The following is a 25,795-nucleotide window of genomic DNA, read 5'->3' as shown; positions in this document are numbered from 1 at the left end:
AAATTGATATACGAAAAGAAATTTGTTTTAAATGAAGATGAACTCACAGACGAGTTACTAATTGGATTTATAAGCGAACACAAAAGATTAAATTTAAGATATGAAGAATTGGAAAGAATGTATAAATCAGATCATGACATTTTATATCAAGAAGAAAAGACAGACTACAAGCCAGATAATAGGTTGGTGGTTAACTTTGCAAAATATATAGTAGATACCTTTAATGGTTACTTTATGGGGATACCCGTTAAGACTTCCCACTCAAATAAAAAAGTATCAGATTTTATTCAGTTTTTAGAAGCCTATAACAATTTAGACGACAACAACGCTGAACTATCCAAAAAATGTGATATTTATGGCCATGCTTACGAACTTATTTATTATGACGAAAACTCACAAATAGGAATTACTGGAGTAGACCCGAGAGAAGCCTTTTTAATTTATGATAATTCCATAAGAGAAAGAGTTCTTTATGGTATCAGATATCAGGAGGACAAATTAAAAGAAATTAAAGGCTCAATATCTGATGCAAATAAAATTAGATATTTTAGGATTAAAGACGGAAAGGTAATTTACGAAGAAGAAAAGCCTAACGTTTTTGGAGAAGTGCCAATAGTTGAGTATGTAGAAAACGAGGAAAGGCAGGGAGCATTTGAACCTGTTGAACTTTTAATCAACGCATACAACAAGGCAATATCAGAAAAGGCAAATGATGTTGATTATTTTGCCGACGCATATATGAAGATATTAGGGGCAGAATTAAAGAACGAAGACCTTTTACAAATAAAAAGAAACAGGATTATAAATTTAGCCAACTTTGATGACTCTAAAATTACAGTCGAATTTATGGAGAAACCTAATGCAGATGAGACTCAAGAGAATTTAATCGACAGAATGGAAAAATTGATATTTACAATTGCTATGGTTGCAAACATCAATGATGAAAACTTTGGAACATCATCTGGGATTGCTCTTAAATATAAATTACAGTCAATGAGTAATTTGGCAAACACAAAAGAGAGAAAATTTGTTAAGGGAATGAATAAAAGGTTTAGTATTATAGCTAATGCGCCTACATCTAAAATAACAAAAGATGATTTAATAGACTTAACATACCAGTTTACAAGGAATATCCCGTCAAACTTACTAGAAGAAGCACAGACAGCACAACAGCTTGTAGACATAGTAAGTGATGAAACAGTTTTAAAAACGCTCTCTGTGGTGGATAATGTGCAACAGGAGCTAGAAAAGATAAAAGAGCAGGAAGCGCCGATAGTGGAGTATGACCATGAAAGATTTGAAGAAGATTGAACTCAAGGGCATAAACACAAAAATAAAAAGGGATAAGGACTATAAAAAGAAAATTGACGAACTCTACACAAAAAACATAAAGGCTGCACAAAAAGAAATTGAAAGAGTTGTTTCCAAAAATAGTGGAGACAAAGTTGATATAAACAACTTAAAAACAAGGGCAGATGTAGAAGATGTAGATAGCCTTGAAGAAGATTTTGAAGAGTACCAAGACCAGGAACTTAATTATTATGAGAAAGAGCAAATAAAGAATACTAGAATTAATAGGCGTATGAGTAAATTGGAATACTTATACGCATTTGCACTTTTAAAAACCTTTAGAAATTCAAGGCAAGAACAAAAAAGCCTTGAAATGCATTTAAGGGCAGAAGTAAAAGAAGAAAAGAAAAGACTGCAGGAAGACTATGGATTTAAACAATTAGCCCTGCCACCAGATGTTATTGAAAGGTTTTTTAAAGAAAGCCGATACTCTGATTATATATGGGCAAATCAACAGGACTTAATCGCCGACTTAAAAAAAGGCATTAGAAGGACAATTTATAAAGGCGAACACCCTTATAAGTGGAGTAAGACCTTAGAAAAACACTTAAAGAAAACAGTGGACAATTACACCTATGCGGCGCACAGAATTGCAGTTACAGAAACAACTAAAATTCAAATAGCTTGTCAAATAGAAAGTTTTAAAGAAAATGGATATACAAAAATGATGTGGGTGTGCGAGCCAACAGCTTGCCACGATTGTATGCCATTTGACGGAGAAATATTTGATATTGGAAGCAGCCACGAAGTGCCACCAATGCACCCGTTTTGTATGTGCAGCTTAGCACCAGTTTATAGCGAGTAAATCGTGAGTTAATCGTGGGCATTAAAAACTGAAAAAGGCTTTAAATAGCCATTTATATGTTAATTAATCGTGAGGAATCACGATTATTTTATTGTGCAGGCTTGGAAACACATTAAAAGCTAAGGGGAAGTTAAGCATTATAACTATAAATTATGGAGGATTAAATGAACGAAGAAACTAAAGACACAAAAGTCGAAGAAGAAGTTAAAACAGAAGCAGAACAAAAAGAAGAACAGCAAGAAGAAAAACACGAAGAAAAGAAATACACAGACAAAGAAGTAGACGAAATTGTAAATAAGAAATTTGCAGATTGGAAAGCTAAAGAAGAAAAAAGAGTTAACGAAGCCAAAAAACTTGAAAAGATGAATGCAGAAGAAAAAATCAAATATGAAAAAGATAAGCTGCAAGAGGAACTTGATGAGTTAAGGGCAGAGAAAAATAAAAATGAAATGATAAAAGTTGCTAGAGGAATTTTAGCGGAAGAAAACATATCAATTTCAGATAATCTTTTAGAAGTTTTAGTAGATCAAGAAGCAGATAAGACAAAAGAAAATATTTCAAACTTTGTGGAACTCTTTAACGCTGAGGTAGAAAAAGTTGTTAAGGACAAGTTGAGAGGAACTACACCGAAGAAAGGTGGAGGCTCAAAATTAACTAAAGAAGAAATTATGAAAATAAAAGACTCAGTCCTTAGACAGCAGACGATAGCTGAAAACTTAAATTTATTTGAATAAAGGAGAAAAAATTATGGCAGAAAACTTAACAGAAAAATTAGTAAAAGCACAATCAATTGATTTTGTGGAGAATTTTGGAAATAGCATTACATCCCTTTTAACAATGCTAGGAGTACAAAGAAAATTTCCAATGGCTGCAGGTTCTGTAATTAAAACTTACAAATCAAAAGTTACACTACAAAATGGAGAAGTAGCTAAGGGAGAAATTATCCCACTATCAAAGGTGGAAATGGAAGAAGCAGAACCTATTGAACTTGCTTACTCAAAACACAGAAAAGCAGTAGCAGTTGAAGATATCCAAAAATACGGATTTGCAAGAGCAATTGCAATGACTGATGAAAAACTTGTAAGAGAGTTACAAAAAGAAGTTAGAGGAAATTTCTTTGCTCAACTTGGGAAAGGTACAACTGCAGTTGACGGAGAAGGATTGCAAGGTGCATTAGCACAAGCATGGGGAAACGTGCAGACTAAATTTGAAGATGATGGAGCAATTACAATCGCCTTTGTAAATCCTATGGATGCATCAGATTATCTAGCAAAGGCAAATATAACTATACAAAATGAATTTGGTCTTAACTATGTTGAGAACTTTTTAGGAGTAAACATTGTAATCATCACTCCACAAGTAAAGGCAAAAACTGTATATGCAACTGCTGCAGAAAATCTTTGCTTTGCATACCCAATTGTTAATGGTGGAGAAATTGCAAAGGCAGGATTTGACTTTACAACAGACGAAACTGGAATTATTGGCATCACTCACGCTATCAATAAGGAAAGATTGACTGCTGAAACTACAACTCTATCTGGTGGAGCTTTATTTGCTGAAAGACTTGACGGCATTATCAAGGTTACAATTAAAGCCGCAGCTACTCCAAGCGTATGATAGTTAGAGTTATAAGAGAATACAGGGATAAGGGCGAAGGAAACACGCTTCGCCTTTTAAATTCTGTTATTGATTATAAGGACGAGGAAAGAGCGAAGGAACTAATCCAAAAAGGATTTGTAAAGGAAATTGAGATTATAACAGTCAATAAAAAAAGAGTAAAAAGCAAGGTGATTTAATGACAATTGCTGAAAGAGTTACTAATTTAATATTTATTGATGGGATAGTTGATGAAAAGCAAAAAAAATTAATAGATTTAATTGTTAACTTAACTCAAGAAAAACTTATGGCACTGCTCCCAAAAGAGATCAAAGAAATTCCAAAAGAATTAGAGTTTATAGTCGTTGAGATTGCAGTTAAAAGATACAACCGAATAGGTAGTGAGGGGATGACCTCTGAAACTGTTGAAGGGCACAGTATCAACTTTAGTACAAGCGACTTTGACGAATATGCAGATTTTATAGACAAGTTTATAGAGGAACTTGATGAGGACTTTAAAAATAAAAAGGTTGTGCGTTTTTTGTGAGATATAGCGACATAGTGAAATTTGTAAAAGAGGAAGAATTTTACAATCGAGATAGTGGAGAATATAGCGTAGGGAATATTGTACAAACTGAAAGATATGCTGACATAACGGATACTGGAACAGAAGCAATGAATTTGCTATACGGAAAAGTGATCCAGGGATCAAAGACCATAAGAATTAAAGCGAAAGTTACTGAAGATTTTGACTATGTTTTAATTGATAAGACAATTTACTTAGTCAAGATGATTAGAACTTTAATGCAGGAACAAGTCATGCATTTGGTGGTGAAGCAATGAGTTTTAATTGTACTTTTAGTGGGTTTGAAAAGCTGACAGAATCTTTAAGTGAAAAAATATTAAGGGCTGAACTTGCAAAACAAATAGTCAAAAGAAACGGGGCAGAAATGCACGAAAAGGCTCAAAGGTTCGCACCAGTTGACACAGGAACTCTTAAAAGAAGTATTTCGCTTGATATTGTAGACGAAGGAAGAACTGCAATAGTAAGAGGAGATAATGTTGATTATGGAGTTTATCAAGAGTATGGCACAAGGTATCAATCTGGGACACCCTTTGTAGGTCCTGCATTTAAAGAACAAGTAGGGAAATTTAAAGAAGATATGAGAGGTATTTTGAAATGATATCACCTCAACAAAGCGTTTTTATGTTATGCAAAAATACGGCTTTAGATGTTTTTGATGGCAAAGTTTATGATTACTTGCCAGGAAAAGAAGTAGCTTATCCTTTTATCTTTATTGGAGAGCAATTCTCAAATGATATAGTAAATAAATCTGTTATCTTTGCAAATGTAACTCAAAGAATACATTTTTTTCATAACGATTTTAGAGAAAGAAGAAGTATAAGCGACTTAATCTTAAAGTATATGCAGACTATAAGAGAAGAAGAATTAGCATTTAAAAGAAACATTTTAGTAAAAGAAATGAATTATAGAATGCTTACTGATAATACAACTGATACTCCACTTATGCATGGAGTTTTAGAAATCACATTTTTAGTAAATTAGGAGGAAATATGGAAGCATTAAAAGGTAAAAATTTAATATTATTATTTAGACTTTTAGAAGATGCAGCAAAAAACAAGGCTGCAAAATTAGCATTTCAGACTGAACACTCTGTCGACAAGTCAAGAGATAGTGATGTTACAGAAACAAAAGATGGGCCAGTAACAGTTGGTCAAGGAATGGAAGAAGAAATATCCTTTAACTGCATTATGGCAAAAGATGACCCAGTAGCTAAAATGCTTGATAAGGCACTTGTTGAAAATAAAACTGTCGAAGTATGGGAAGTTGATGTTACACCTAACAAAGGTGGTGGAAACAAATATCCTGCCATTTATAGACAAGGGATAGTTACAGAATTTAACAAGTCAGCAAATGTTGAGGATTTAATTGAACTTGAAGCAACTTTTGTGACATCTGGTATTGGACAAGAAGGCGAAGTTACCTTAACGCAAGAACAACAAGAAGTAGTCCAATATAAATTCACAGATACAGAACCAAAGACAGTATAAAGAGAGTGGTAAAGATCCACTCTTTTTTTGAATTAAGGAGAAATTATGATATTAAAACTTGGGAATAAAGATTATGAAATTAGAATGAGTTTTGCCTCAATAGATTATTTGGATCAGATTTACAAAGTAAATGTTGATGGAATGATGGATTATGGTGTTGGCTTGAATATGCTTGTTTTGGGATTACAACAAGAAGATTTAATGGTGGCACTTCATTTTATAAAAGCGGGAACTATTTTAGAAAAACAAAAGCCATCAAATGACGAGATTGAGGAATATTTTGGAACTTTAGATGAAAAAGGATTTACTGCATTTTTTAAAGAGGCTTTAGACTGCCTAAAAAAGCAACCTCTTACAAAAGTGAAAGTGAGCAAAATTCTAAAAATCAAAGAAAAGCAAGCGGAAAAAGCGAGCGAATAACATATTTTGATGTCCTTGTACTGGTAAAAAGAATGTATCCTCAAATGACTATTGAGGAAATAAAAGCAACGACCTTAGCTGATTTTGAGGTGATGTTAAAGGCATATAGTTTTAATCAAGTTGATAAAAGATACATGGCATCACTTATTGCTTGGCAGAGTGCCTTGGCAAAATCAAATGATAAAAAAGGAAAGCCAGTATATAAAAAATTCAAAGATTTATTTGATTATGAAAAAGAATTAAAACAAATTGAGGACAGGAAAATAGAAATAAGCGAAAAAGATATTAGCCTTTATAGCAAGATAAAAGAAATGAATGGGGGTGAGTAGATGGAAGTTTACGAAGTAAAAGCCATGTTGACTGCAGACTGGAAATCATTTGAAGCAGGGCTAAAGGGAGCGATGGCCTCTATAAATGAATTTAAAAGTAGTACAGGGGATATGGCAAGTGTTGGTAGTGCCTTAAAAGGAGTTGGAGCAGGATTAACTCTTGGCGTCACTGCACCCTTAGTTGGTATTGGTGCTGCAAGTGCAAAGGCTGCAATATCATTCGAAAGTGCTATGGCAGGTGTAAGAAAAACAACAGAACTAACTGACCAAGAGTTTAAGGAAATGGGCGATGGAATAAGGCAAATGGCAACAGAAATTCCCGCAACGACAACAGAAATTGCAGGGGTAGCAGAAGCAGCAGGACAACTAGGCATTGGTAAAGAACATATTTTAGATTTTTCGAGAACAATGATTGACTTGAAAAACACTACAAACCTAACATCAGAACAAGCTGCGACAAGCTTTGCAAGATTTGCAAATATAACTCAAATGCCACAATCAGCATTTGAAAACTTAGGCTCAACAGTTGTAGATTTAGGTAATAATTTGGCTACAACGGAAGCAGAAATTGTTGACATGGGAATGAGGCTTGCAGGTACTGGTAATCAAGTTGGGCTATCAGGGGCTCAAATAATGGGTCTTGCAGGTGCTTTATCATCGGTTGGCATTGGAGCAGAAGCAGGGGGCTCTGCTTTTAGTAGAGTTATGCAAAAAATGAATACTCAAGTTATAAGCAACGGAGATAAATTACAAGGTTTCGCAGCTATAGCGGGAATGTCTGCGGAAGAATTTGCAAGCAAGTGGAAGACAGCACCACAAGAGGCTATAACATCTTTTGTATCAGGTTTAGGAAAGGCAAAAGACAGCGGTGCTGATGTAGTTAGCATGTTAGGCGAACTTGGTATAAACGGAATTAGAGAAACAGATGCATTATTAAGATTATCTGGTGCAGGAGATTTACTTGCCAACTCCTTTGATATGGCTACAACATCTTTTGAGGAAAACACCGCATTAAGTAAAGAAGCTCAACAAAGATATGAAACTTTGGAATCACAATTAAAAATTACGATTGAAAGTTTCAAAGATGTTGGGAGAACGATAGGAATTTATTTAATGCCATACATTAAAGATTTTGCACTTAAATTAAAAGAGTTAGCTGATAAGTTTAGAAATTTATCGCCAGAGCAGCAAGAAATGATTATAAAAATTGGATTGTTGGCAGCGGCGATTGGTCCTCTATTAACGATAATTGGAAGCGTAATTGGAAAATTTACTGCAATAACATCAACTGTAAAATTAGTTGCAGGTGGGTTTATGAAATTATTTGGTCTATTTGCAGCCAACCCTTGGCTACTTTTAGTTGCAGGAATAGCGGTTGCAGCAGTAGCTATTTATAAGCATTGGGATGAGATAAAAGAATTCATGTCTCAAACTTGGCAAGCGATAAAAGAAGGCGCTAGCGACCTCTGGGACGGAATAACTGAAAAAGTTGGAAGTGTAGTTGATGGCATACAAGAAAAATGGAGTGGCTTTAAAGAAAAAATGTCTGAAACTTGGTCTAATATCAAAGAAGGTGCATCTACTGCCTGGGACAACATAAAAACAACAGTATCAGATAAGGCTACAGCAATAAAAGATAGTGCAAAAGAAAAAATAGACGGGCTAAAAGAAAAAATAGGAACAACTTGGGATAATATAAAAACCGCTGCGGGAACGTCTTGGGACAATATAAAATCAACTGTTACAGACAAGGCATCAACAATAAAAGATGGAGCAAAAGAAAAAATTGGTGGCTTAAAAGAACAATTAAGCAGCGACTGGGAAGGAATGAAATCTAAAGCTAAAACGTCTTGGGACAACATTAAAACCTCTGTAGTCGATACTACAAATAATATAAAATCAAAGACACAAGAAATCTGGACAGCTGTAAAAACAGATGCAAAGGCAAAGTGGGACGGAATATCTAATCAAGTTAAATCATCTACCAATACCATGAAAACTAATATTCAATCTGGATTTGGCAACATGAAAAGCGCCGTCAACACAAAGGTTACTGAATTTGGAAATTCTGTTAAAAAAGGATTTACGGATATGGTAAGCAAAGCTAAAAGTTCAATGTCACAATTAATTAGTTCAGTAAAACAAGGTTTTGCACAAGCGGTGAGTTCAGCTAAAGGCTTTGTAGGGCAAGCAATATCAGCAGGAGGCAATTTAATAAAAGGATTTGTTCAAGGTGTAACTCAATTTGCAGGTAAATTAATTAGCGCAGTTAAAGATGCAGTTGGAAATGCAATTAGTGCAGCAAAAAGACTTTTAAGAATTGGCTCTCCGTCAAAAGTGTTTAAAGAAATTGGTGGATTCACAATGGAAGGTTTTGCCATAGGAATTGACAAAGAAAGCAAGACAGCAGTCAACAGTATGAAAAATGTAGTTGATGATGTTATTGGAACTTACAAGCCAATAGACAATATACCTCAGCTTGACAATTTAAAGAGCAAGGCAACATCACAGATTGAGTACCAAGTTAACGACAATTTAAGTCAAAAGCAGCCTGCAACAATTAATTTGAGATTAGGCGATAGAAACTTTAGGGCAGTAGTTGATGATATTACAAACATACAAGGTAAAGTTGCTAATTTTGAAGAAGTATATAGTTGGTGATGAAAATGTATGATTTTAGAAATATAGATCAATGCGCTTACCCAATAGAAAGCAAGGTACAAACTATTATTGATGGAATTAATTTAGATGAAACGATTAATGGATTTATGACCTTGGCAGTCTATGGGCGAGAATTGGTTGGAAGAAATATAGAAACATCGGAGTTTAAAAAAATTCAAGTAAGTGGAAAAACCAGAACTTACACGAGCAAAAACAATGTAAGTGCGGGTTATAATAGCAGGTTTATCTCCTCAAGCATTGCATCAAGAGAGTTTACAGTTAAATTTGTTTTAATGGCAAAAGACGAAGAAGATTATTTTAGTAAATTCGAAGAACTTAATTTTTATTTAGACAAAGAAGATGTACAAATAAGATTTACGGACGACATAAACTTTTATTATTTGGGGACAGTAACAAAGGTTGAAAGTCCACAAGAGGATAATTTGCAAGCCATCTGTAACATCAGCATTGAAGTATCAAACCCTTTTAAATTTAGAGTAGATTCTGAAAAAATAAACTTTAACACGAGAACAAAAATTATAAAAGATACAAACTATCCTTTAAAAATTGAAAAAATAAAAATTGATTTAAAGACTTCTGGAAATAAATTAATTTTAAAAAACCTTACAGATGGAAGAAGGATAATCTTTGATAAAAACTTTGCTGCAGGCGATTTTACCATCATTGACTTTAACGATTGGAGTATAAGAGGAAAAGGAGACGAAAATTTTTATAAGTATCTGGATATCCACTCACAACTAGAAGAGTTTACAATTAGCACCTATGACGAGATTGAGACCAACTTAAACTGTAATGTGGAGATTGAGTATAGAGAGGTTAGATTATGATTTATTTATTCGACCACAAAGAAAACTTATTGGGAGAATTAAAAACTGATGAATTGAGGTTTTGCCAACAGGAAGAAAACCTTAATGGTTTGATGACTTTGGACTTTGAAATACCCTTAAATTTAAAAGACCAGATGAAAGAAGTTGAATTTGTAGCACACGCAGACGTAAATAATGAAAATGATTTTTATTTTTACAAGCTGATTAATTATGCAAATTCAGACACTTCTTATCACTATAAGGGCATTAACATAGCCTATGATGACTTTAAAGGCTATGGGTATTTAAGAGAGTTTAGAATGCAAAATACTACTGGAGCGAAGGCACTTGCGACTATTTTAAATGGTAGCAGGTGGGAAGTTGGAATTGCAGAAGGAACAGTTGAAAGAGACTTTTATTTATATGATATTACAAGGCTTGATGCACTTGGAAAACTTATAGATACCTTTGGAGTGGAACTTGAATTTAAAGTAAAAATCAAGGGGAATAAAATCACTAAGAGAATTGTAAATATGTATAACAAGATGGGCTACATCACTCATAAAAGATTTGTTTATGGACACTCTGCTTTAAGGGTTGTTAAAGAAGAAGACCAACAAAATATATTTACAGCGGGAATTGGAAGAGGAAAAGGTGAAGAAAAATTTGATGCAGGTGGAGAATCCACTGGCGGATTTGGAAGAAGAATTGATTTTAAGAAAGTCGAGTGGAGCAAGGCAAAAGGAGACCCAGTAGATAAGCCTTTAGGTCAAGAATATGTTGAGATAAAAGAACTTACTGAAAAATATGGATACTCTGACGGAACACCGAGATTTAAGCTAGTTGTAAAAGATAAAATTGAAGATGCAAAAGAATTGTTACAAGCAACTTATGATGAGTTAGTAGCAAATAGTAGACCTCTGGTACAATTTGAGGCAGATATAAGCGACTATGGAACTGTTTATTTAGGCGACACTATAAATATCATTAGACACGACTTAGACATTTATTATTCAGCAAGAGTTTTTAAAATTACAAGAAACCTTTTAAATCCAAGTGCAACAAAAATTGAATTGGGTGACAATTTAGAGTACAGCCAAGGAAGAAAAAATAAGCAGATTTTAAACGGATTAAAAGATTTGGATAGCAGGGTTACAGAAGTCGCGAATAATGCTAACTTGACCTTTAACGATGTTATAAATGAGATGAGGGAAGGCTTAAAAAATACTTTCTTCAACGAAGATGGTTATAATTACGAGTTCAAGGCAGGCAACAAATATGGACTTCCTGCAGGTTATTATTCCTTTGATAGACCAATAGACAAAAGCCCAACAAAAGTTATTTACATTGGAGCAGGTAAAATGGCAATAGCAAATCAAAAAGACTCCAACGGACAATGGGATTTTAAAACATTTGGAACAGGAGATGGAATACTTGCAGAAAGAATTGTAGGCACTCTTGGTGAATTTGCAAAGGTAAATGCTGAAAATATTATTGTCGGATCTGACTTTTACAACACCTCTATCGGCAAGGAAGTTGAAAAGGTAGCTGCAGACAACAATGTGGTGCAAATAGACAAAGACGGGATTATGATTTACCAAAAAGACGGATATGAGTACACCATAGACTTAAACAAGGTAAAAGATGGAGTAGCAGATGTTAAAAAGGCAATAATCCAAGATAAGTTGTATAACGGGATAAAAATAAACACACAAGAGGGATTCCAAGCGGTTAGAAGTGATGGACTTGTAAAAGTTGAAATCAATGCAACAAAAGGATTTAGTATTTACAATAGGGAAAACAAAAACAAGAATTGGGAGTCTGTTTTATGGCACGAAACAGACGGAAGCACTTCCTATGGCGGAAATATAAAGTTTATAAATCCTGGCAATGAAGAATATTTAGGTGCAATTTATAAAAGTTTTGGACAGTTTGTTATTGCACACGGGAAAAATAATGGCTTCGTTATTGCAGATGGCAAGGGTTTGGCATATATGCAATTTAATCGCAATGGATACTACGACAATGCGAACAAAAATTTTGATATTAACTTAATTGGGAATTTAGGTTTTAGAATTCTTGAAAATTCGCAATGGGCAAGAGATTTTGCAATTATGAAATATAGGGAATTAAACTATCTACCATATGGTATGTTTATTGGATTTTTGAACGACAGCAATTCAAATGGATTAAGTTCAGGAATTTACATTAATCCTTACAATGCATATGTAGTGTCTAAAGATGGAACAATGACAATGTTGGGTTAAAGGAGGGATAAGATGGTACAAGATGAAGTATTAAAATTAAAATTTGACAACTCCTATGGTGGGAAGTTATTTGCAACTCAAACCGACACTGGGAGAACTTTTACAGTGCAGATATTATCTGATAGAAATGACATCATAGATGTTACTGGAATGAGTTTAAGGCTTTATGTGGGAAATCAAAAAGAAGTAACTTACTGTGATGGGGAAATAGTTGATGCAGGAAAAGGGATATTTAAATTACAATTATTTAATTCTCAGCTTAAATATCCTGGCATACAGCAAGCACAATTTATCCTAAAAAAAGATGATAAAAAAATAGGCTCAAAAATCTTTGAAATGCACATTGAAGAAGGTGTTGAAGCAGGTTCTTCTATGGGGACTAATCTTGTTATTATGTATGACGATATAAAAGAAGCTAAAGAGTTTTTAAAAGATTGTGATAGAACTTTAGAAGAAGCTAAAAAGGTTGACTTGTCCTTAAAGGTTGGAATAAAAGAAGGCACAGATACAAGGGAAGACCTTGCAAGCTGCAAAAAGAAAGCACTTGAAATTAAAAGTAATTTAGAGACAACAACAACAAATGCTCAAAACATTTTAAACGAGGCAGTAGGTTTTAAAGATGAAGTAGAAAATATTAAAAACACTTTAGTTGAGGAAAACACGAAAGCAAACTCAAATTTAACAAATTTAGATGCTAAAATTGCAGATGGAAAACAAACTGCAACTAATCTTGAAAATAAAACATCAGTTGCTAAAACAACAGAAGGTCAATTAGAGCAAGCAAATACTGCTGCATCAAATACAAGACAATTTTTAGAAGCGACAACTTCTGCTGCGAATGAGGCAAAGACTAAGTTGGATAATTCAACTAGGATTGGAAATTCAGTCTCTAATGATTTATTAGATAAAATCAGTCAAGGGGATACTTTAAACTCAAATCTTGCTACAAGCATAAGTAGTGCCAATAGTGCTAAAAGTAATTTAGATGGAAGTATAAGCAACGCTGAAAGTACAAATACAAGTTTAAAGGCAACAGACACTGAAGCTAAAAAAACTGAAAATCTTATAAGAGATTTGATGAGCCAATTAAACCTTACAAAAGATGAGGTGCAGGGCATAATTGCAAGTGGAAATCTAGACCAATATATAACTGACCCTAAGTTAGAGGAAGCCTTGAAATCTTATGCAACTAAGGAAGATTTATTAAAGATTGATGTTACAAGCCAACTGGTGGACTATGCAAAGAAAACAGAAATCCCTACAAAGTTATCACAATTGAATAATGACAAAACTTTTAAAACTGAAATTGAAATACAAACTATGATTAACAATTCTGCAAAATTAAAAAAAGAAGTTGTTACTTCTCTGCCTTCTTCTGGTGTTGATGATGTGGTTTATCTTTTAAAGAATAAAAGCGACTCTAATAATGTCTGCACTGAATATTTATGGATAAATGGAAATTGGGAAATCGTTGGAGACACTAAAGTTGATTTAATTGATTATGCTAAAAAATCTGAAATTAAAACAAAGCTATCTGAAATGATAAGCGATAGCACGCATAGAACTGTAACTGACACCGAAAAAAAGACCTGGAATAATAAGGTCGATGCGATAGAGGGCAAAAGCTTATCCAGCAATGACTTTACAGATGTAGCTAAGGAGAAAGTTGATGCTATCCCGTTAAATCCTAAGTACACTGACACAGTAACTCGTGTTTTAGGGAAAACTGGAGATATAACAAAAGAAGATTTTGAAGGTCTTGGACTTGGAGGAATTTCTGAAGATGAAGTCGCTGCTATTTCGTGGAAGTTAATTTATAACGACTATATATTTAATGAAGCGAACAACTTGTACAATAAGTTAAATTTAATAGCCGGTACAAATTTTTCACCCACAATACAAACAACTAAAGACTTAGTTAGCTCTGAAGTTGCTATGAAGGAATTAGCAAATAATAAAATAGCATTAGATTATGCCTTTCAATCGAATGCGTTTATAAACGCAATGATAAATTCAAGTGTTGGAATAAACGCGTTTATAAATTCGTATAATATGCTAAATTTAACTACTAACTCAAGTTTTATAATGAATATTTTATTAGAATCTAAAAAGTTTATAAAAATTGAATCAACTACTAACAAATCATGTTGGGACAACCCCTATAAATTAAAGGATGGACAAATCCCAGTTTATGCTTATATTCTTAGTCCAACATCGGATGGGAAAAAACCAGAAAATGCGGCGATTCTTTCTATTAGGGTAGGTTCTTATGCCATACCAGTGGACACACTTAACGCCCCAATAATACTTGGTGCAAAATACAAAAACACTGAAATTAAAGTCTATTACGCCGGATCTTATGTTTTAGTATTTAACGGATAATATTAGGTGGTAACAATGAAAAAATATTTATATTATGAAAATGACACAATTATTTTAATTAGTGATAAAAAGTTAGATTATTTAGGGGACAACTTTATTTTTGAAGAAGAGCCTGAATTTGTCGAAAATGGAATCCTTAAGATAAATAAAGACAAGAAACCATATTACGAGAAGCCTATCAAAGATACAATTGAAAAAACCATAACAAGAGAAATTTCAAGTCTCAAAATAGATAGCATGAAAGAAAAAATGATAAATAAAAAGTTAGGCCAAGAAGTAGCTAACTTGAAACTAAAGCTCATGGAAATTGAAAGGAGTAATAAGTAATGGATTTTTGGAAAATGGCTTATGATTTAAGCTGGATTGATATTGATGTTTTAAGACAAGCAGTAATTACAGAAACCAATCCGTTTGGGGACATCAGCAAAGAGCAGTTTAAAGAAATTACTGGGAAAGATTTTTAAGTGAGAGAGGATAAGACCTCTCTCTTTTTTATAAAGAAGGTGACATATGGAAGAAAGATTAACAGACCATGAAAAGAGATTATCTTTGGTGGAAAAAATTGCGGAAAGACACGAGGCTACCCTTAAAGACCACGAGGTTAAAATAGATAAAATTGCAACAGATAACTCCATACAAGACACAAATATCAAACTCTTTCAGAAAGACTTAGATTTTATCAAAGAACAGTTAAAGACAATGAACGCAACACTTATAGAGATTTCTGATAAGCCTAAAAAGGCTTTTGACAAGTACAAGGACACAATAGTTACTATTGTAATTACTGCCATTGTGACTGGCATAATAGCAAAGTTAGTTAAGGGGTGAGTTATGCGATTTTTATATAAACTTATTAGCAATAAAAAGCAGATAGGTAAAAAAAGACCTTACAGCGACATCAAGTGGCTAGTTATCCACTACACGGGAAATTACTCCAAAGGTGCAGATGCCATGGCTCACTTTAGATACTTACAGACTGCCACAAGATATGGCTCTGCACACTACTATGTAGATGATAAACAAATTATACAAGTGATAGGAGATAGCTTTGTAGCTTGGAGTGTAGGAGATAATCAAGGACATGGAAGATACTTAAATGGATGCACAAACTCAAACTCTATAAGCATTGAGATGTGCGTAAACTCTGACAGCGACCAAACTAAGGTATATAAAAATATCTTGGAACTCACAAAAAACTTGATGCAAAAATTTAAAATTCCTGCAGAAAGAGTTTGCCGCCATTATGATGTGTCGAGAAAAGACTGTCCTCATAACTTTAGAGCCAATAACTGGGCGATGTGGTGGCAGTTTAAAGATGATATCAAAAAACCTATTGAATGGCAAATAGACCTATCTCAAAATAGTGAGTTTGGGGGAGATATAAAAGTGCAAGAAAAAGATTATTTTACAACAAATGACTTAAAAATCATAAAGACCACAGCAGATAAAATTTATATCCAACAACTCGGTGGCAAAACACTTAGACAAGTTGGAGCCTATGGAATTAACGGTACTTTTTTTGACACAGCAAAGCCAGAACTTAAAGAATCCACTTGGGGAATAGCAGTAAATAATGGTAAGCCTATCGGTCCAAATGCTGATAAAAACCACTGGAAGAAAAACATCAAAAGAGCCACTATGATTTATGGAGATGGCAAAGTTACAGTCGAGTATGCAAATAATTTATCCGACATCAAAAGAGATAAAATCGACTGGGCTATAGGTGGAGTCGGTCTTTATCCATCATATAATCCAAATTATGAGCAAGTGCCTAAAGACATTTTAAGATGCACAACTCATACTGGCATAGCTTTTAAAGGCAAAGAAATTTATCTCATAGTATCCGAGCCTTGCTCTATGGCAGTTTTTAGAGATAAAGTAAAGGCTTTAGGTATAGACGGAGCAATTGCCCTTGATGGTGGAGGCTCAACGCAGATGTTTTATAAAAATAATTTTGGAGTCCACACGAGCCGAAAATTAAACAACATCATAGGAGTGAGGTCGTGAAGCTAAGTATAAAATTTAAGCCAAGGTGCGACGAAAGACCTTGGCTGCTTGTAAGAGTTGACGGGGAGTACGAGCAACACGCTCACCTTAAGACAAAAAAAGATGCAGTTAAAGTAAGAAATTTAATTGATGCCTGGAAATATCCTTACTGTCCAGAGTATAAAGTCGCTATGAAAAGACTTTTGACAGAGGAAGAATTTAAAAGTTTGGATAAAAAGTTGAGATACTTTAACCCAAGCAAAAAAGAGCGTAAAGCTGTAAATTAAGGCATATAAAGGTATCAATTAAAAATAAAAACGCAAATACGGGCAATCTGGAGCGAAACTCTTGAAAGCCTGCATTTGCCATGATTTGAAAGGAGTTGAAGAATGAAAAAGGAAGATTTGTTGAGAAAGTTAGGTAGTAGAAAATTCTGGGCTTGCATCAGTGCAGTTGTAATTGCTTTAATTGCATTTACAAATGCTGCACCTGAAACAACAGAAAGAGTAGTTGCTTTAGTATCAGCTATAGGTGGTCTATGTATCTATATGCTTTCAGAGGGCATAGCAGATAGCAAACCAACTGATGTCACAAATATAATCAACACCGAAGACTACAAAGAAGATTAATATAGTACGATTGAAACTTATGTAAAATTTAGTTTTTAATACTTTTTAGGATAAATTAGCCTGGAGAGAAATCTTCAGGCTTTTTTTAGTGCAAATAAAAAGAGAGTGCCATTATAGCACTCTCTAAGAATTTGTACATGGGTGTTAATGCAATACATACTTTGACATATACAAGTTAAGTATATCATCAAAAATAATTAAAAAAAATTTTTTAAAAAAGTGTTGACTTTATACGTTATAACGTATATAATATAGTCAGGAGGTGAGGAAACGAGCAAGAAGAAACCTAAAAAGGGTAATAAAAAAGAGCTACTAGAATTAATAATACTTTTACTAAATCTGTTAATCGGCATTATCGGATTGATAAAAGAAGCATTAAAATAGTAACTCAAAGAGAGGGAAATTCCCTCTCTCCCTTTAAGGGTATTATATTATAAAATGCTCATTGAGTCAAAATGAAAAAAATAGATGCGAATATAATTTTATTAAGTGTAATCACTGCGATAAATGTGATAAGTATTTTTAAAAATTTTGGAGTAATTAGCAATGTATTAGTTATTGTTTTATGTTTACTTTTAATAGTTAAAATTAAGAAAGGAAAAAATGAAAACTGAAAAAACACCTCAAGAAAAAGCAAGAGATAAGTGGAACGCTGAAAACAAAGAGAGAAGAAAAATTTATGTAGCTAAAAGTGCTTGCAAAAGATATATAAGAGATTTTGCGAAACTTGATGATTTAGAAGAGGTTAAAGAGTGGATAAAAGAAAAAGAAAAAAACTTTAAAAAACTTTAAAAAGTGTTGACTTTTATATATGCCCGTAGTATAATAAAGGTACAGTTAAGGAAGACTTAACGAGTTAGAGCAAGAGGGAGGAGTAAAATGCAAGAAGAAATGACGAGATTAGAATTATTAACTGTTTTATACTCTTTACAAGCTTTGCTAAATGCAGATAAGACAGAAGAAGCAAAAACAGTTATAGAAAAAATAATTAAAGAAGCAGAAAAAAAGCCTAACGAATAATCGCTAGGCACACACAAAATATAAGATGGAGGGACTTGCTCCCCTCTTTCTTATAAAATATTTTATCATTGGAGCAAGAAAAAAACAAGGAGTGGTAAAATGAACTCAAAAAATTCAGTGTCAGATGCCCAGAAAAGAGCATCAAGAAAATGGGACGCCGCTAATAAGGAGAAAAAGGATAAAAGTAGAACTAAGAGTGGGTGTAAAAAATATATAAATAATTACGCAACATTGGAAGATTTAGAAGAAATTAAATCATGGTTAAAAGATAGAGAAAAATTTTTAAAAAATAATTAAAAAAATTTAAAAAAGGTATATCAAAAACTGATAAAAAGGTTGAAAAAGTACAGAGCTTATATCAACCTAGGTGGTAACCAAAAACATTTAGGCTTGTATAAGACTTTAGAAGAAGCAGCAAAGGCAAGAAAAGAAGCTGAAGAAAAATATTTTAAACCGATTTTAGAAAAATATAAAGATAAAATTTTAAGATTAAATAAGCCCTGCATCAAGCAGGGTATTTTATTATGTAATTTACTCTCCCAGTGTTACTCGGTCAAATCTCGTCAAAAATCGTCAAAAATAAATAGTATTTTTTGATATTATTTGGATTTTTAATTTTTAAAAACATTGATATTTATGGCTAAATGCTCTAATATATAGACTATATTATTAAAAAATTAAATTTAAAAAATTAATATATAAATTATGTGGAGGAGATAATGGAAACATCTTATTTTATCGGTCTTTTGGGAGGACTCGCCCTATTTTTATATGGGATGGAGCTGATGAGCAAGGGGCTTGAACTGGTAGCAGGAACGAGATTAAGAATAATAATTGAGACTATGACTTCAAATCTTTTTAAGGCTATTCTTGTGGGTACAGTTGTAACTGCAATAATTCAGTCTTCTTCCGCAACGACTGTTATGGTTGTGGGATTTGTAAATGCCGGAGTCATGAATATTTACCAGGCCGTGGGAATTATTATGGGTGCAAATATTGGTACAACAATTACTGGTCAATTAGTAGCCCTAAATATAACATCCATGGCACCTTTAATTGCCTTTATAGGTTTTGTTTTATTTACATTTTCTAAGAAAAAAGTTAAAAAATATTTTGGACAAGTTGTTATAGGACTTGGATTTTTATTTATGGGTATGGGCTTTATGTCAGAATCTATGGCACCCCTTCAAAATAATCCGGATTTCATAAGTCTTATGACAAAATTTTCAAACCCAATTTTAGGTGTTCTTGTTGGGACTGGCATCACAGCTATAATTCAGTCTTCATCAGCTTCTGTTGGTATTTTGCAAGCTATAGCCAATCAAGGACTTATTCCTCTATCATCTTCCATGTTCATCGTATGCGGATTTAATATTGGTACTTGTATAACATCAGTTTTATCCGCCATAGGCACTTCAAAAAATGCACAGAGAACAGCTGTCGTTCACGTTTTATTTAATCTTATAGGAACAATTATCTTCGTAGTCCTATCACTATTTATTCCTATCGAAAAAATTGTAATACATTTTTCAAGAACTTTGCCAGCAGCACAAGTTGCCAATCTTCACACAATTTTTAATATTGGCACAACAATTATATTACTACCTTTCTCAAGAAAACTTGCCGACCTATCAAAACTTGTAATTGTGGGTCGTGACAAAGCTTATGATGAAATGAGCCTTCAATATATTAATCCTGAAGTAAAAAAAGAACCGACCCTTATGCTTACAGATATTAAGGCAGAAATAAACAGAATGTTTAGAATCTGCAATGATAATTTTATGGCAACTTTCAGCATAATTGGCAATTTTGATGACGAAAAATATGAACACATATACCAAAGGGAAGAAGTTATAAATTTACTTAATAAAGAAATAACAAGATATATAATTACAGGCCTTGGCAAGGAAATGGATGAGATGACTTCAAATGTCTTTGCTGGATATTTACGTGTTGTTCGTGACCTTGAAAGAGTGGGCGACCACTGCAAAAACATTGCAGAAGAGGCGAAACTTATGGATGATGAAATCCTTGAATTTACACCTATTACAGATGATGAATTAAAACTTATTAGGACACACATTGAAGATATTTTTAGGGTCCTTAGTGAAGATTTAACTAAACATGAAACAGATATCGAAATGAAAAAAGGCCTTGAAAGAGTTCAAAAAGACGTTGAAGTTATTAGAAATTCACATATGGATAGAATGAAAGAAGGGATTTGTAACCCCGAAAGTGGCCTTGTATATGAAAAAATGCTCACAGCCTTTGAAAGGATTGCATCCTATCTTTCAAATGCAATTAGACTTTCCTATGATTAATTAAATTTCTTAAATCTTGCCCCACCCTTATTCTTATGATAAATTAAAGGTGGGGTGATTTTATGAAATTTTTTACTAAAAAGATTTTAAAAAGAGAAGACTATGACAAGGGGCTTGTTTTATTAAAGGAATTAAGAGATAAATCTCAAAAAGAAAAGGGCTGCATTTCTTATGAACTCTATAGGGATTTTGATGATGAATATACAGTTATAATTAATGAAGAATGGGAAAGCTTAGAAGATCAAAAGGTCCACAGCAAAAGCGAGCACTTTTTAAGAATAGTACCTGCAATGAAAGAACTTTGTAAAGAAAATTTTGACCTTGTGAGATATGAAGAAAAAATAAAATAAAATTTAGGGCAGCCTTTTGTTTCTTTTACAAATAAGCCGCCCGTTTTGGGAGGACTGTTTTTAGTGTAGCCTAAGGCTGTCCCCCTTTTTAATTTAGGGAGGGCTGTCTTTAACGTAGTGTAAGGCTGTCCTCATCGTTATTTTTTTATTTTATTATCTTTTCTTTTCCTTTTTTAAGCAGGGCAGCCTTACGTTCGCTTTGCTCACTAAAGACAGCCCTGCTTTTTTATTATTTAAAAGTTAAAAGCCTTTCACAATAATATTCATATTGTTTTTGTCTTTGCTCTATTTCTTGAGGCAAAAGTCCCTCTATTTCATTTACAAATTCTTCAAATTTATCTAATATTTCTACAATTTTTACTTGTAAATCAAAACTTGGTAGCTTAATTTCAATTTTTTTAATCATTGGGATTGTTAGTTGCTGAATCCCACTAGGTGGCAAATTATATTTCCTTTTCTTCATAAAATAATACAAATATTTTGGATTGCATTCATTATTATTTTTCGGTGTCAAAGAAATAAGTCTAATTATAGGGTAGAATGAATAGTCTCGATATTCAGCATTTCCTATAGTTCCTCTTGCAGAAATTGTTACAGCAGGTCCTGTAATTTTTGCTTCATTTGTATAACCATAAAAGGCATTTTCACCTATACCATTGCTTATTATAGGAATATTATAGGAATCATTTTTTTCTAAGGTAAAATTATTTTTAGGAACATCTCCCCCTGCTGAAATATTACAAAGTTCTTCCAAGTTTGTTTCTTTTAAAAACTTATTGGATTTAAAAAATAAATCTTCACTTAAAAGCATGTTCCTATAATATTCATATTGCTTTTGTCTAGCTTGCGATTCATTCTGTAGTTCAATCTGTAATTCAGTAACATAAGATGTAAATTTGTCAAGTATTTCTACAATTTTTTCTTGAGTTTCAATTGAAGGCAATGGAATATTAATATTCAAAATTTTTGTCATATCTGGATGCTTAATACCTGCTCCTCTATAAAAACTTGTTATAAGATCTATTTTATTCAATAAGTAATAATATAAAAATTTATTACTAAGTATTTTTGTATTTATAGATGTCGCAATTCTATTGTCAGCTGTTATAAATTCACCTTTATAGTATTGAACTATTGGATTTCCACCACTGGGTATACAAACCACTTCTCCACAACTTATATAGTCCTTAATCTTATTTCTATCTGCATAAAGGTCGCTTTTATAAGTCGTTAAAATTTTTATAGTTCCGTTTGCATCTATAAACTCTTTTAATTTTCCAGATAAAAAATAATGATATTTTTTAATTTCCCTTTGTTTAAATTTTTCAACTCCACTAAATTTTTTATCCCAAATAGTAAGCTCCCAAAGTTTTTTCCATTCAACTTTTTCGTTTTCTATTTCTTCTAAAATCTTCATAATTTCCTCTATGTATTATAACTAATATTTTAATTTTAGCATTAAAAAGTACTCTTTAAAAGCATATTAATTATATTTAAGGTTCACGTCATTTTAATTTATTAAGCTAAAAAAGTAGATATGAATTTAAAATCATATCTATCTTTTTATAATAAAAAGGCCCATACTGAGCCTTTTATAATTTGTATATAGTTTTGAAATTATTAATTAAGATCTTAATTAAAATTCAGTTCTTGGATCTTTTGTGCCATAGAATGTTGAGTTTTCTTTGTCATAATATATTGCATTAACATCGCCCATTGGGTCGTCAACTTTTATTTTATAGCCCATTTTTTCAAGTTTTTCTCTAACGTCTTTTACAAGAGTATCTTTTTCAACTCTTATTTCATCAGGTAGCCATTGCATATGGAATCTTGGTTGACAAACGGCTTCTGCTATATTCATTTTATGGTCTATTACATTTGAAATAACTTGTAGCACAGTTGTAATTATTCTTGTTCCGCCAGGGCTTCCAACTACCATTACAACATCATTGTCCTTTAAAATTAAGGTTGGTGACATTGAAGATAGGGGTCTTTTGCCAGCTTCAATTGAATTTGCATCAGAACCTACCGCTCCATAAATATTAGGAACGCCAGCTTTTGCTGAGAAGTCGTCCATTTCGTCATTTAACAAAAATCCCGCTCCTTCAACTGCACAGCCGCTTCCAAATGTCCAGTTAATTGTATAAGTTACTGAAACGGCATTTCCCATTGAATCCATTACTGAATAGTGAGTTGTCTGGTCACTTTCCTTTGGCAAATTAAGTCCTGGTTTTACATCTTTACTAGAAATTGCATTAGGACTTTTTATTATTTTATTATAAAGATTTTTAGCATATGTCTTGTCAATTAATTTATCTACAGGAACCTTTACAAAATCTGGATCTCCCATATATTCACTTCTGTCAGCATAGGCCCTTCTTTCTGCTTCTACCATAAGTTTTATTGTATCGGAAGAAAGGGCGCCCATTTTATTTATATCAGCATTTTCCATAATATTTAATATTTCAATAATATGAGTTCCACCTGATGAGGGAGGACACATTGAAATAATGTCATAACCCCTATAAGTTCCCTTAACTGGCTCCCTCCAAATTGCCTTATAATTTGCCAAATCTTCCATAGTAATTAGACCATTATTTTTTTTCATATCTTTTACTATTAATTCAGCAGTTTCTCCCCTATAGAAATCGCTAGGTCCTTTGTTGGCAATTCTTTCAAGTGTTTTTGCTAAATCTTTTTGGACTAAAAGTTCACCTTCTTTATATGAATCTCCATTTTCCTTAAAGAAATACTTTTTTGTAGATGGATATTTTATCATTCTGTCATATTCTTCAACAAATGTTTCTGCTTGCCTTTTTGTAAGTTTAAATCCTTCTTTTGCAGTTTTTATGGCAGGAGCCATTAATTCTTTAAGAGGTTTTGTTCCATATTCATTGAGCATAGCACTCATACCCTTAACAGTTCCTGGGACTCCTGCAGAAAGATGACCAGTTACACTTAAACCATCAATAACATTTTTTTCTTTGTCTAAGTACATATCTCTTTGTGCTTTTGCAGGTGCCATTTCTCTAAAGTCAAGGGCAACATTTTTTCCATCTTTGGTATGTATTAGGGCAAATCCTCCGCCGCCAATATTTCCTGCTGATGGATGGACAACTGCAAGCATATAGCCGACTGCAACGGCGGCATCAATAGCATTTCCACCATCATCTAAAACTTTTTTTCCAACTTCGTTAGCTAGTGGATTTGTACTCATTACAAGGCCCGTTCCCTTATCCTTAACAGGCTCATAAGCCGCTGCAAATAAAAGCTGCGGAACAAGCATTATGATAGCTAACACTAAGCATAGAAAACCTTTGCTTCTCTTTTTCATAAAAACACCTCCGTTTATATTTGTATATTTAGTATAATTTAATAATATTTTTTTGTCAATTAGTAAATAAATAGTATATTATCTTAATAAATGTTTAAATATATTTTAATTATTTTTTAAAAAAGTAACTTTAATTTTATTAAAATTTATGGTTTTTATATTTTAAAGAAAAGAATTTTATAAATTTATAAAAAAAGCGGGCCAAAAGGTCCGCAATTTCATTTCAAATATTTTTTTATAGGCCAGAGCCGTCAAGAGTCCTATAGGATATCCAGCCATATCCTATATTGCACCAAGTTCTTACTGAGTCGTGCTTTGTATCAATTACATAAACTTCGTCGCCATAATTTAAAACATATTGGACAGGATAGCTAAGGCCTGGTCCGCTTCTTACATTTGCAATCTTACTTGTAACATATTGATAGGTATTTATTAGTCTATCCCCTTCCCCTGAAAGCTTTTCTTCCTTTTCCTTATTTTCTTTTTCTTTAGCTTCCTTTTCAGCTTCTTCTTCAGCCTTTTTCTTTTCTTCCTCGGATTTTGTTTGATTATTTAATATTTTGTCCTTTAATTCATTTAATTTGTCATTTTCAAGGTCTATCTTCAAAAGGTCATTAACAATATTTAAAGATTTAGTAAAATTTCCGTCCTTTACATTATCCACTAACTTTTCTTCAATATTTGCCATAAGGACATCTTCTTTTTTACTTGCATCTTCTAATAATTTGTTATTATGTTTTTTAACATCTTCTATATTTTCATAGGCTTCCTTATAAGAGCCGCTTAAAATTAGAGAGTCAACTTTTTCTAGCTTTTTGGCATCAAAGGCGAGATTTGTAGCTTCATCCATAAGGTCTTTTGTCTTGGAGGATGAATTTAATTTATATAAGTTCTCATAGTATTCTGCCGCATCTTCATAGTCGCCGGAAACCATGGCTTCCATAGCATATTTTTCAAGAGAGGCCATTTTTTGGTTTTTATAAAAATAGTAGCAACCAAATCCTGCTCCTGCAATTAATAAAAGTGAAAGGACTAGTAAAAGAAATTTTTTAAAAGGGCTAGTTTTCTTTTTATAGGGTCTTCTCTCCCTGTAGTCATCATAATCATCATAGTCATTATAATCATTATAGGATTTAGGGTTCCTATAATCTTTTCTTAGGGCCTCATAATTTTCTCTTGAATATGGCCTAGATTCTTTGGTATCATAATCCTTATTTTCATATTCATCTTCAATAGGGTTATATTTTTGGGTGTCTTCGTCAAAAATTTCTAAATTACTTCCACAAGAATAACAAAATTTTGCATTATCCCTATTTTCCTTCCCACAAACTTTGCATCTCATAATTTTCTCCTTTATGTAATATTTTTATAATTCTATATATTATAAACTATTATATAGAAATTAAGACTATGAAACAATAAATCATAGTCTTAATAGCTATTTT

The 25,795-nt window shown here is 32.8% G+C and carries 31 protein-coding genes; 28 read left to right on the top strand and 3 right to left on the bottom strand.

What is annotated here, in order from left to right:
* The first annotated feature begins 3 nt into the window (after positions 1 to 3).
* The 28 genes from BQ4446_RS01390 (at position 4) to BQ4446_RS01265 (ending at position 21,016) form a co-directional block, all read left to right on the top strand.
* On the top strand, positions 4 to 1,311 hold the full coding sequence (locus tag BQ4446_RS01390) for a phage portal protein (RefSeq protein WP_135100571.1): 1,308 nt from the start codon (positions 4 to 6) through the stop codon (positions 1,309 to 1,311).
* On the top strand, positions 1,289 to 2,155 hold the full coding sequence (locus BQ4446_RS01385; protein WP_071026000.1) for a minor capsid protein: 867 nt from the start codon (positions 1,289 to 1,291) through the stop codon (positions 2,153 to 2,155). Before BQ4446_RS01390 ends, BQ4446_RS01385 begins: the two co-directional genes overlap by 23 nt.
* A 164-nt stretch (positions 2,156 to 2,319) precedes the next feature.
* Complete coding sequence (locus tag BQ4446_RS01380) at positions 2,320 to 2,889, top strand: DUF4355 domain-containing protein (protein ID WP_071025998.1); 570 nt, start codon at positions 2,320 to 2,322, stop codon at positions 2,887 to 2,889.
* Positions 2,890 to 2,902: 13 nt separating this feature from the next.
* Positions 2,903 to 3,772 carry a hypothetical protein gene (locus tag BQ4446_RS01375; protein ID WP_071025996.1) on the top strand — a complete coding sequence of 290 codons (870 nt, stop codon included), beginning with the start codon at positions 2,903 to 2,905 and terminating at the stop codon, positions 3,770 to 3,772.
* Complete coding sequence (locus BQ4446_RS01370) at positions 3,769 to 3,951, top strand: hypothetical protein (protein WP_071025994.1); 183 nt, start codon at positions 3,769 to 3,771, stop codon at positions 3,949 to 3,951. Before BQ4446_RS01375 ends, BQ4446_RS01370 begins: the two co-directional genes overlap by 4 nt.
* Positions 3,951 to 4,298 (top strand): phage head-tail connector protein, encoded by a 348-nt coding sequence (locus BQ4446_RS01365; protein WP_071025992.1) that lies wholly within the window; start codon positions 3,951 to 3,953, stop codon positions 4,296 to 4,298. Before BQ4446_RS01370 ends, BQ4446_RS01365 begins: the two co-directional genes overlap by 1 nt.
* On the top strand, positions 4,295 to 4,594 hold the full coding sequence (locus BQ4446_RS01360; RefSeq protein WP_071025990.1) for a hypothetical protein: 300 nt from the start codon (positions 4,295 to 4,297) through the stop codon (positions 4,592 to 4,594). The genes BQ4446_RS01365 and BQ4446_RS01360 overlap by 4 nt, the downstream gene beginning before the upstream one ends.
* Positions 4,591 to 4,935, top strand: a complete 345-nt coding sequence (locus BQ4446_RS01355; protein ID WP_071025988.1) for an HK97-gp10 family putative phage morphogenesis protein — start codon at positions 4,591 to 4,593, stop codon at positions 4,933 to 4,935. The genes BQ4446_RS01360 and BQ4446_RS01355 overlap by 4 nt, the downstream gene beginning before the upstream one ends.
* Positions 4,932 to 5,318 carry a hypothetical protein gene (locus BQ4446_RS01350; protein ID WP_071025987.1) on the top strand — a complete coding sequence of 129 codons (387 nt, stop codon included), beginning with the start codon at positions 4,932 to 4,934 and terminating at the stop codon, positions 5,316 to 5,318. The genes BQ4446_RS01355 and BQ4446_RS01350 overlap by 4 nt, the downstream gene beginning before the upstream one ends.
* A gap of 8 nt (positions 5,319 to 5,326) precedes the next feature.
* A complete protein-coding gene (locus BQ4446_RS01345; RefSeq protein ID WP_071025985.1) occupies positions 5,327 to 5,824 on the top strand; it encodes a phage major tail protein, TP901-1 family in 498 nt (165 codons plus the stop codon).
* Between the two features lie 45 nt (positions 5,825 to 5,869).
* Positions 5,870 to 6,244 carry a tail assembly chaperone gene (locus tag BQ4446_RS01340; protein ID WP_071025983.1) on the top strand — a complete coding sequence of 125 codons (375 nt, stop codon included), beginning with the start codon at positions 5,870 to 5,872 and terminating at the stop codon, positions 6,242 to 6,244.
* Between the two features lie 32 nt (positions 6,245 to 6,276).
* Positions 6,277 to 6,573 carry a hypothetical protein gene (locus BQ4446_RS01335; protein WP_083329006.1) on the top strand — a complete coding sequence of 99 codons (297 nt, stop codon included), beginning with the start codon at positions 6,277 to 6,279 and terminating at the stop codon, positions 6,571 to 6,573.
* On the top strand, positions 6,574 to 9,234 hold the full coding sequence (locus BQ4446_RS01330) for a phage tail tape measure protein (RefSeq protein ID WP_071025981.1): 2,661 nt from the start codon (positions 6,574 to 6,576) through the stop codon (positions 9,232 to 9,234).
* Between the two features lie 5 nt (positions 9,235 to 9,239).
* Positions 9,240 to 10,082 carry a distal tail protein Dit gene (locus BQ4446_RS01325; RefSeq protein ID WP_071025979.1) on the top strand — a complete coding sequence of 281 codons (843 nt, stop codon included), beginning with the start codon at positions 9,240 to 9,242 and terminating at the stop codon, positions 10,080 to 10,082.
* Positions 10,079 to 12,328 carry a phage tail spike protein gene (locus BQ4446_RS01320; RefSeq protein ID WP_071025977.1) on the top strand — a complete coding sequence of 750 codons (2,250 nt, stop codon included), beginning with the start codon at positions 10,079 to 10,081 and terminating at the stop codon, positions 12,326 to 12,328. The genes BQ4446_RS01325 and BQ4446_RS01320 overlap by 4 nt, the downstream gene beginning before the upstream one ends.
* A 12-nt stretch (positions 12,329 to 12,340) precedes the next feature.
* Entirely contained in the window at positions 12,341 to 14,710 is a 2,370-nt protein-coding gene (locus BQ4446_RS01315; RefSeq protein ID WP_071025975.1) for a BppU family phage baseplate upper protein, read from the top strand.
* 15 nt (positions 14,711 to 14,725) lie between these two features.
* Positions 14,726 to 15,037, top strand: coding sequence for a hypothetical protein (locus BQ4446_RS01310; protein WP_071025974.1), 312 nt, complete (start codon positions 14,726 to 14,728; stop codon positions 15,035 to 15,037).
* Positions 15,037 to 15,174: an XkdX family protein gene (locus BQ4446_RS08055; RefSeq protein ID WP_083329004.1), complete on the top strand. Its 138-nt coding sequence runs from the start codon at positions 15,037 to 15,039 to the stop codon at positions 15,172 to 15,174. Before BQ4446_RS01310 ends, BQ4446_RS08055 begins: the two co-directional genes overlap by 1 nt.
* Positions 15,175 to 15,220: 46 nt before the next feature.
* Positions 15,221 to 15,538: a hypothetical protein gene (locus BQ4446_RS01305; RefSeq protein ID WP_071025972.1), complete on the top strand. Its 318-nt coding sequence runs from the start codon at positions 15,221 to 15,223 to the stop codon at positions 15,536 to 15,538.
* A gap of 3 nt (positions 15,539 to 15,541) precedes the next feature.
* Positions 15,542 to 16,717: an N-acetylmuramoyl-L-alanine amidase gene (locus tag BQ4446_RS01300; RefSeq protein WP_071025970.1), complete on the top strand. Its 1,176-nt coding sequence runs from the start codon at positions 15,542 to 15,544 to the stop codon at positions 16,715 to 16,717.
* Complete coding sequence (locus tag BQ4446_RS01295; RefSeq protein ID WP_071025968.1) at positions 16,714 to 16,983, top strand: hypothetical protein; 270 nt, start codon at positions 16,714 to 16,716, stop codon at positions 16,981 to 16,983. The genes BQ4446_RS01300 and BQ4446_RS01295 overlap by 4 nt, the downstream gene beginning before the upstream one ends.
* 120 nt (positions 16,984 to 17,103) lie before the next feature.
* A complete protein-coding gene (locus BQ4446_RS01290) occupies positions 17,104 to 17,325 on the top strand; it encodes a hypothetical protein (RefSeq protein WP_245149636.1) in 222 nt (73 codons plus the stop codon).
* Between the two features lie 603 nt (positions 17,326 to 17,928).
* Complete coding sequence (locus tag BQ4446_RS01285; RefSeq protein ID WP_071025965.1) at positions 17,929 to 18,117, top strand: hypothetical protein; 189 nt, start codon at positions 17,929 to 17,931, stop codon at positions 18,115 to 18,117.
* An 87-nt stretch (positions 18,118 to 18,204) separates the two neighbouring features.
* A complete protein-coding gene (locus BQ4446_RS08345; RefSeq protein WP_167632530.1) occupies positions 18,205 to 18,345 on the top strand; it encodes a hypothetical protein in 141 nt (46 codons plus the stop codon).
* A 99-nt stretch (positions 18,346 to 18,444) separates the two neighbouring features.
* Complete coding sequence (locus BQ4446_RS01280; RefSeq protein ID WP_071025963.1) at positions 18,445 to 18,642, top strand: hypothetical protein; 198 nt, start codon at positions 18,445 to 18,447, stop codon at positions 18,640 to 18,642.
* A 39-nt stretch (positions 18,643 to 18,681) separates the two neighbouring features.
* Complete coding sequence (locus tag BQ4446_RS01275) at positions 18,682 to 18,942, top strand: hypothetical protein (RefSeq protein ID WP_135100570.1); 261 nt, start codon at positions 18,682 to 18,684, stop codon at positions 18,940 to 18,942.
* A 122-nt stretch (positions 18,943 to 19,064) separates the two neighbouring features.
* Positions 19,065 to 20,666, top strand: a complete 1,602-nt coding sequence (locus BQ4446_RS01270; RefSeq protein WP_071025959.1) for a Na/Pi cotransporter family protein — start codon at positions 19,065 to 19,067, stop codon at positions 20,664 to 20,666.
* A gap of 62 nt (positions 20,667 to 20,728) precedes the next feature.
* On the top strand, positions 20,729 to 21,016 hold the full coding sequence (locus tag BQ4446_RS01265) for a putative quinol monooxygenase (protein ID WP_071025957.1): 288 nt from the start codon (positions 20,729 to 20,731) through the stop codon (positions 21,014 to 21,016).
* A 229-nt stretch (positions 21,017 to 21,245) separates the two neighbouring features.
* On the opposite strand, the gene BQ4446_RS01260 is transcribed toward BQ4446_RS01265, so the two are convergent.
* The 3 genes from BQ4446_RS01260 to BQ4446_RS01250 all read right to left on the bottom strand — a co-directional run bounded on the left by BQ4446_RS01260 (position 21,246) and on the right by BQ4446_RS01250 (position 25,692).
* Positions 21,246 to 22,433, bottom strand: a complete 1,188-nt coding sequence (locus BQ4446_RS01260) for a restriction endonuclease subunit S (RefSeq protein WP_071025956.1) — start codon at positions 22,431 to 22,433, stop codon at positions 21,246 to 21,248.
* Between the two features lie 219 nt (positions 22,434 to 22,652).
* On the bottom strand, positions 22,653 to 24,350 hold the full coding sequence (gene ggt / locus BQ4446_RS01255; RefSeq protein ID WP_071025954.1) for a gamma-glutamyltransferase: 1,698 nt from the start codon (positions 24,348 to 24,350) through the stop codon (positions 22,653 to 22,655).
* A gap of 235 nt (positions 24,351 to 24,585) precedes the next feature.
* Entirely contained in the window at positions 24,586 to 25,692 is a 1,107-nt protein-coding gene (locus tag BQ4446_RS01250; RefSeq protein WP_071025952.1) for an SH3 domain-containing protein, read from the bottom strand.
* Between the last annotated feature and the right edge of the window lie 103 nt (positions 25,693 to 25,795).

The organism is Peptoniphilus raoultii (genome assembly GCF_900099555.1).
Classification (GTDB): Bacteria; Bacillota; Clostridia; order Tissierellales; family Peptoniphilaceae; genus Peptoniphilus_A; species Peptoniphilus_A raoultii.
The sequence above is the reverse complement of the archived record's forward strand: the minus strand, read 5'-3'. Positions and strand labels throughout refer to the sequence as shown.

What these genes read in the sequence shown, in the direction of transcription:
- BQ4446_RS01385 (WP_071026000.1), top strand. Translation starts at nt 1,289, where the DNA reads ATGAAAGATTTGAAGAAGATTGAACTCAAGGGCATAAACACAAAAATA.
- BQ4446_RS01380 (WP_071025998.1), top strand. Translation starts at nt 2,320, where the DNA reads ATGAACGAAGAAACTAAAGACACAAAAGTCGAAGAAGAAGTTAAAACA.
- BQ4446_RS01375 (WP_071025996.1), top strand. Translation starts at nt 2,903, where the DNA reads ATGGCAGAAAACTTAACAGAAAAATTAGTAAAAGCACAATCAATTGAT.
- BQ4446_RS01370 (WP_071025994.1), top strand. Translation starts at nt 3,769, where the DNA reads ATGATAGTTAGAGTTATAAGAGAATACAGGGATAAGGGCGAAGGAAAC.
- BQ4446_RS01365 (WP_071025992.1), top strand. Translation starts at nt 3,951, where the DNA reads ATGACAATTGCTGAAAGAGTTACTAATTTAATATTTATTGATGGGATA.
- BQ4446_RS01355 (WP_071025988.1), top strand. Translation starts at nt 4,591, where the DNA reads ATGAGTTTTAATTGTACTTTTAGTGGGTTTGAAAAGCTGACAGAATCT.
- BQ4446_RS01350 (WP_071025987.1), top strand. Translation starts at nt 4,932, where the DNA reads ATGATATCACCTCAACAAAGCGTTTTTATGTTATGCAAAAATACGGCT.
- BQ4446_RS01345 (WP_071025985.1), top strand. Translation starts at nt 5,327, where the DNA reads ATGGAAGCATTAAAAGGTAAAAATTTAATATTATTATTTAGACTTTTA.
- BQ4446_RS01340 (WP_071025983.1), top strand. Translation starts at nt 5,870, where the DNA reads ATGATATTAAAACTTGGGAATAAAGATTATGAAATTAGAATGAGTTTT.
- BQ4446_RS01335 (WP_083329006.1), top strand. Translation starts at nt 6,277, where the DNA reads ATGTATCCTCAAATGACTATTGAGGAAATAAAAGCAACGACCTTAGCT.
- BQ4446_RS01330 (WP_071025981.1), top strand. Translation starts at nt 6,574, where the DNA reads ATGGAAGTTTACGAAGTAAAAGCCATGTTGACTGCAGACTGGAAATCA.
- BQ4446_RS01325 (WP_071025979.1), top strand. Translation starts at nt 9,240, where the DNA reads ATGTATGATTTTAGAAATATAGATCAATGCGCTTACCCAATAGAAAGC.
- BQ4446_RS01320 (WP_071025977.1), top strand. Translation starts at nt 10,079, where the DNA reads ATGATTTATTTATTCGACCACAAAGAAAACTTATTGGGAGAATTAAAA.
- BQ4446_RS01315 (WP_071025975.1), top strand. Translation starts at nt 12,341, where the DNA reads ATGGTACAAGATGAAGTATTAAAATTAAAATTTGACAACTCCTATGGT.
- BQ4446_RS01310 (WP_071025974.1), top strand. Translation starts at nt 14,726, where the DNA reads ATGAAAAAATATTTATATTATGAAAATGACACAATTATTTTAATTAGT.
- BQ4446_RS08055 (WP_083329004.1), top strand. Translation starts at nt 15,037, where the DNA reads ATGGATTTTTGGAAAATGGCTTATGATTTAAGCTGGATTGATATTGAT.
- BQ4446_RS01305 (WP_071025972.1), top strand. Translation starts at nt 15,221, where the DNA reads ATGGAAGAAAGATTAACAGACCATGAAAAGAGATTATCTTTGGTGGAA.
- BQ4446_RS01300 (WP_071025970.1), top strand. Translation starts at nt 15,542, where the DNA reads ATGCGATTTTTATATAAACTTATTAGCAATAAAAAGCAGATAGGTAAA.
- BQ4446_RS01285 (WP_071025965.1), top strand. Translation starts at nt 17,929, where the DNA reads ATGAAAACTGAAAAAACACCTCAAGAAAAAGCAAGAGATAAGTGGAAC.
- BQ4446_RS08345 (WP_167632530.1), top strand. Translation starts at nt 18,205, where the DNA reads ATGCAAGAAGAAATGACGAGATTAGAATTATTAACTGTTTTATACTCT.
- BQ4446_RS01280 (WP_071025963.1), top strand. Translation starts at nt 18,445, where the DNA reads ATGAACTCAAAAAATTCAGTGTCAGATGCCCAGAAAAGAGCATCAAGA.
- BQ4446_RS01270 (WP_071025959.1), top strand. Translation starts at nt 19,065, where the DNA reads ATGGAAACATCTTATTTTATCGGTCTTTTGGGAGGACTCGCCCTATTT.
- BQ4446_RS01265 (WP_071025957.1), top strand. Translation starts at nt 20,729, where the DNA reads ATGAAATTTTTTACTAAAAAGATTTTAAAAAGAGAAGACTATGACAAG.
- BQ4446_RS01260 (WP_071025956.1), bottom strand. Translation starts at nt 22,433, where the DNA reads ATGAAGATTTTAGAAGAAATAGAAAACGAAAAAGTTGAATGGAAAAAA.
- ggt (WP_071025954.1), bottom strand. Translation starts at nt 24,350, where the DNA reads ATGAAAAAGAGAAGCAAAGGTTTTCTATGCTTAGTGTTAGCTATCATA.
- BQ4446_RS01250 (WP_071025952.1), bottom strand. Translation starts at nt 25,692, where the DNA reads ATGAGATGCAAAGTTTGTGGGAAGGAAAATAGGGATAATGCAAAATTT.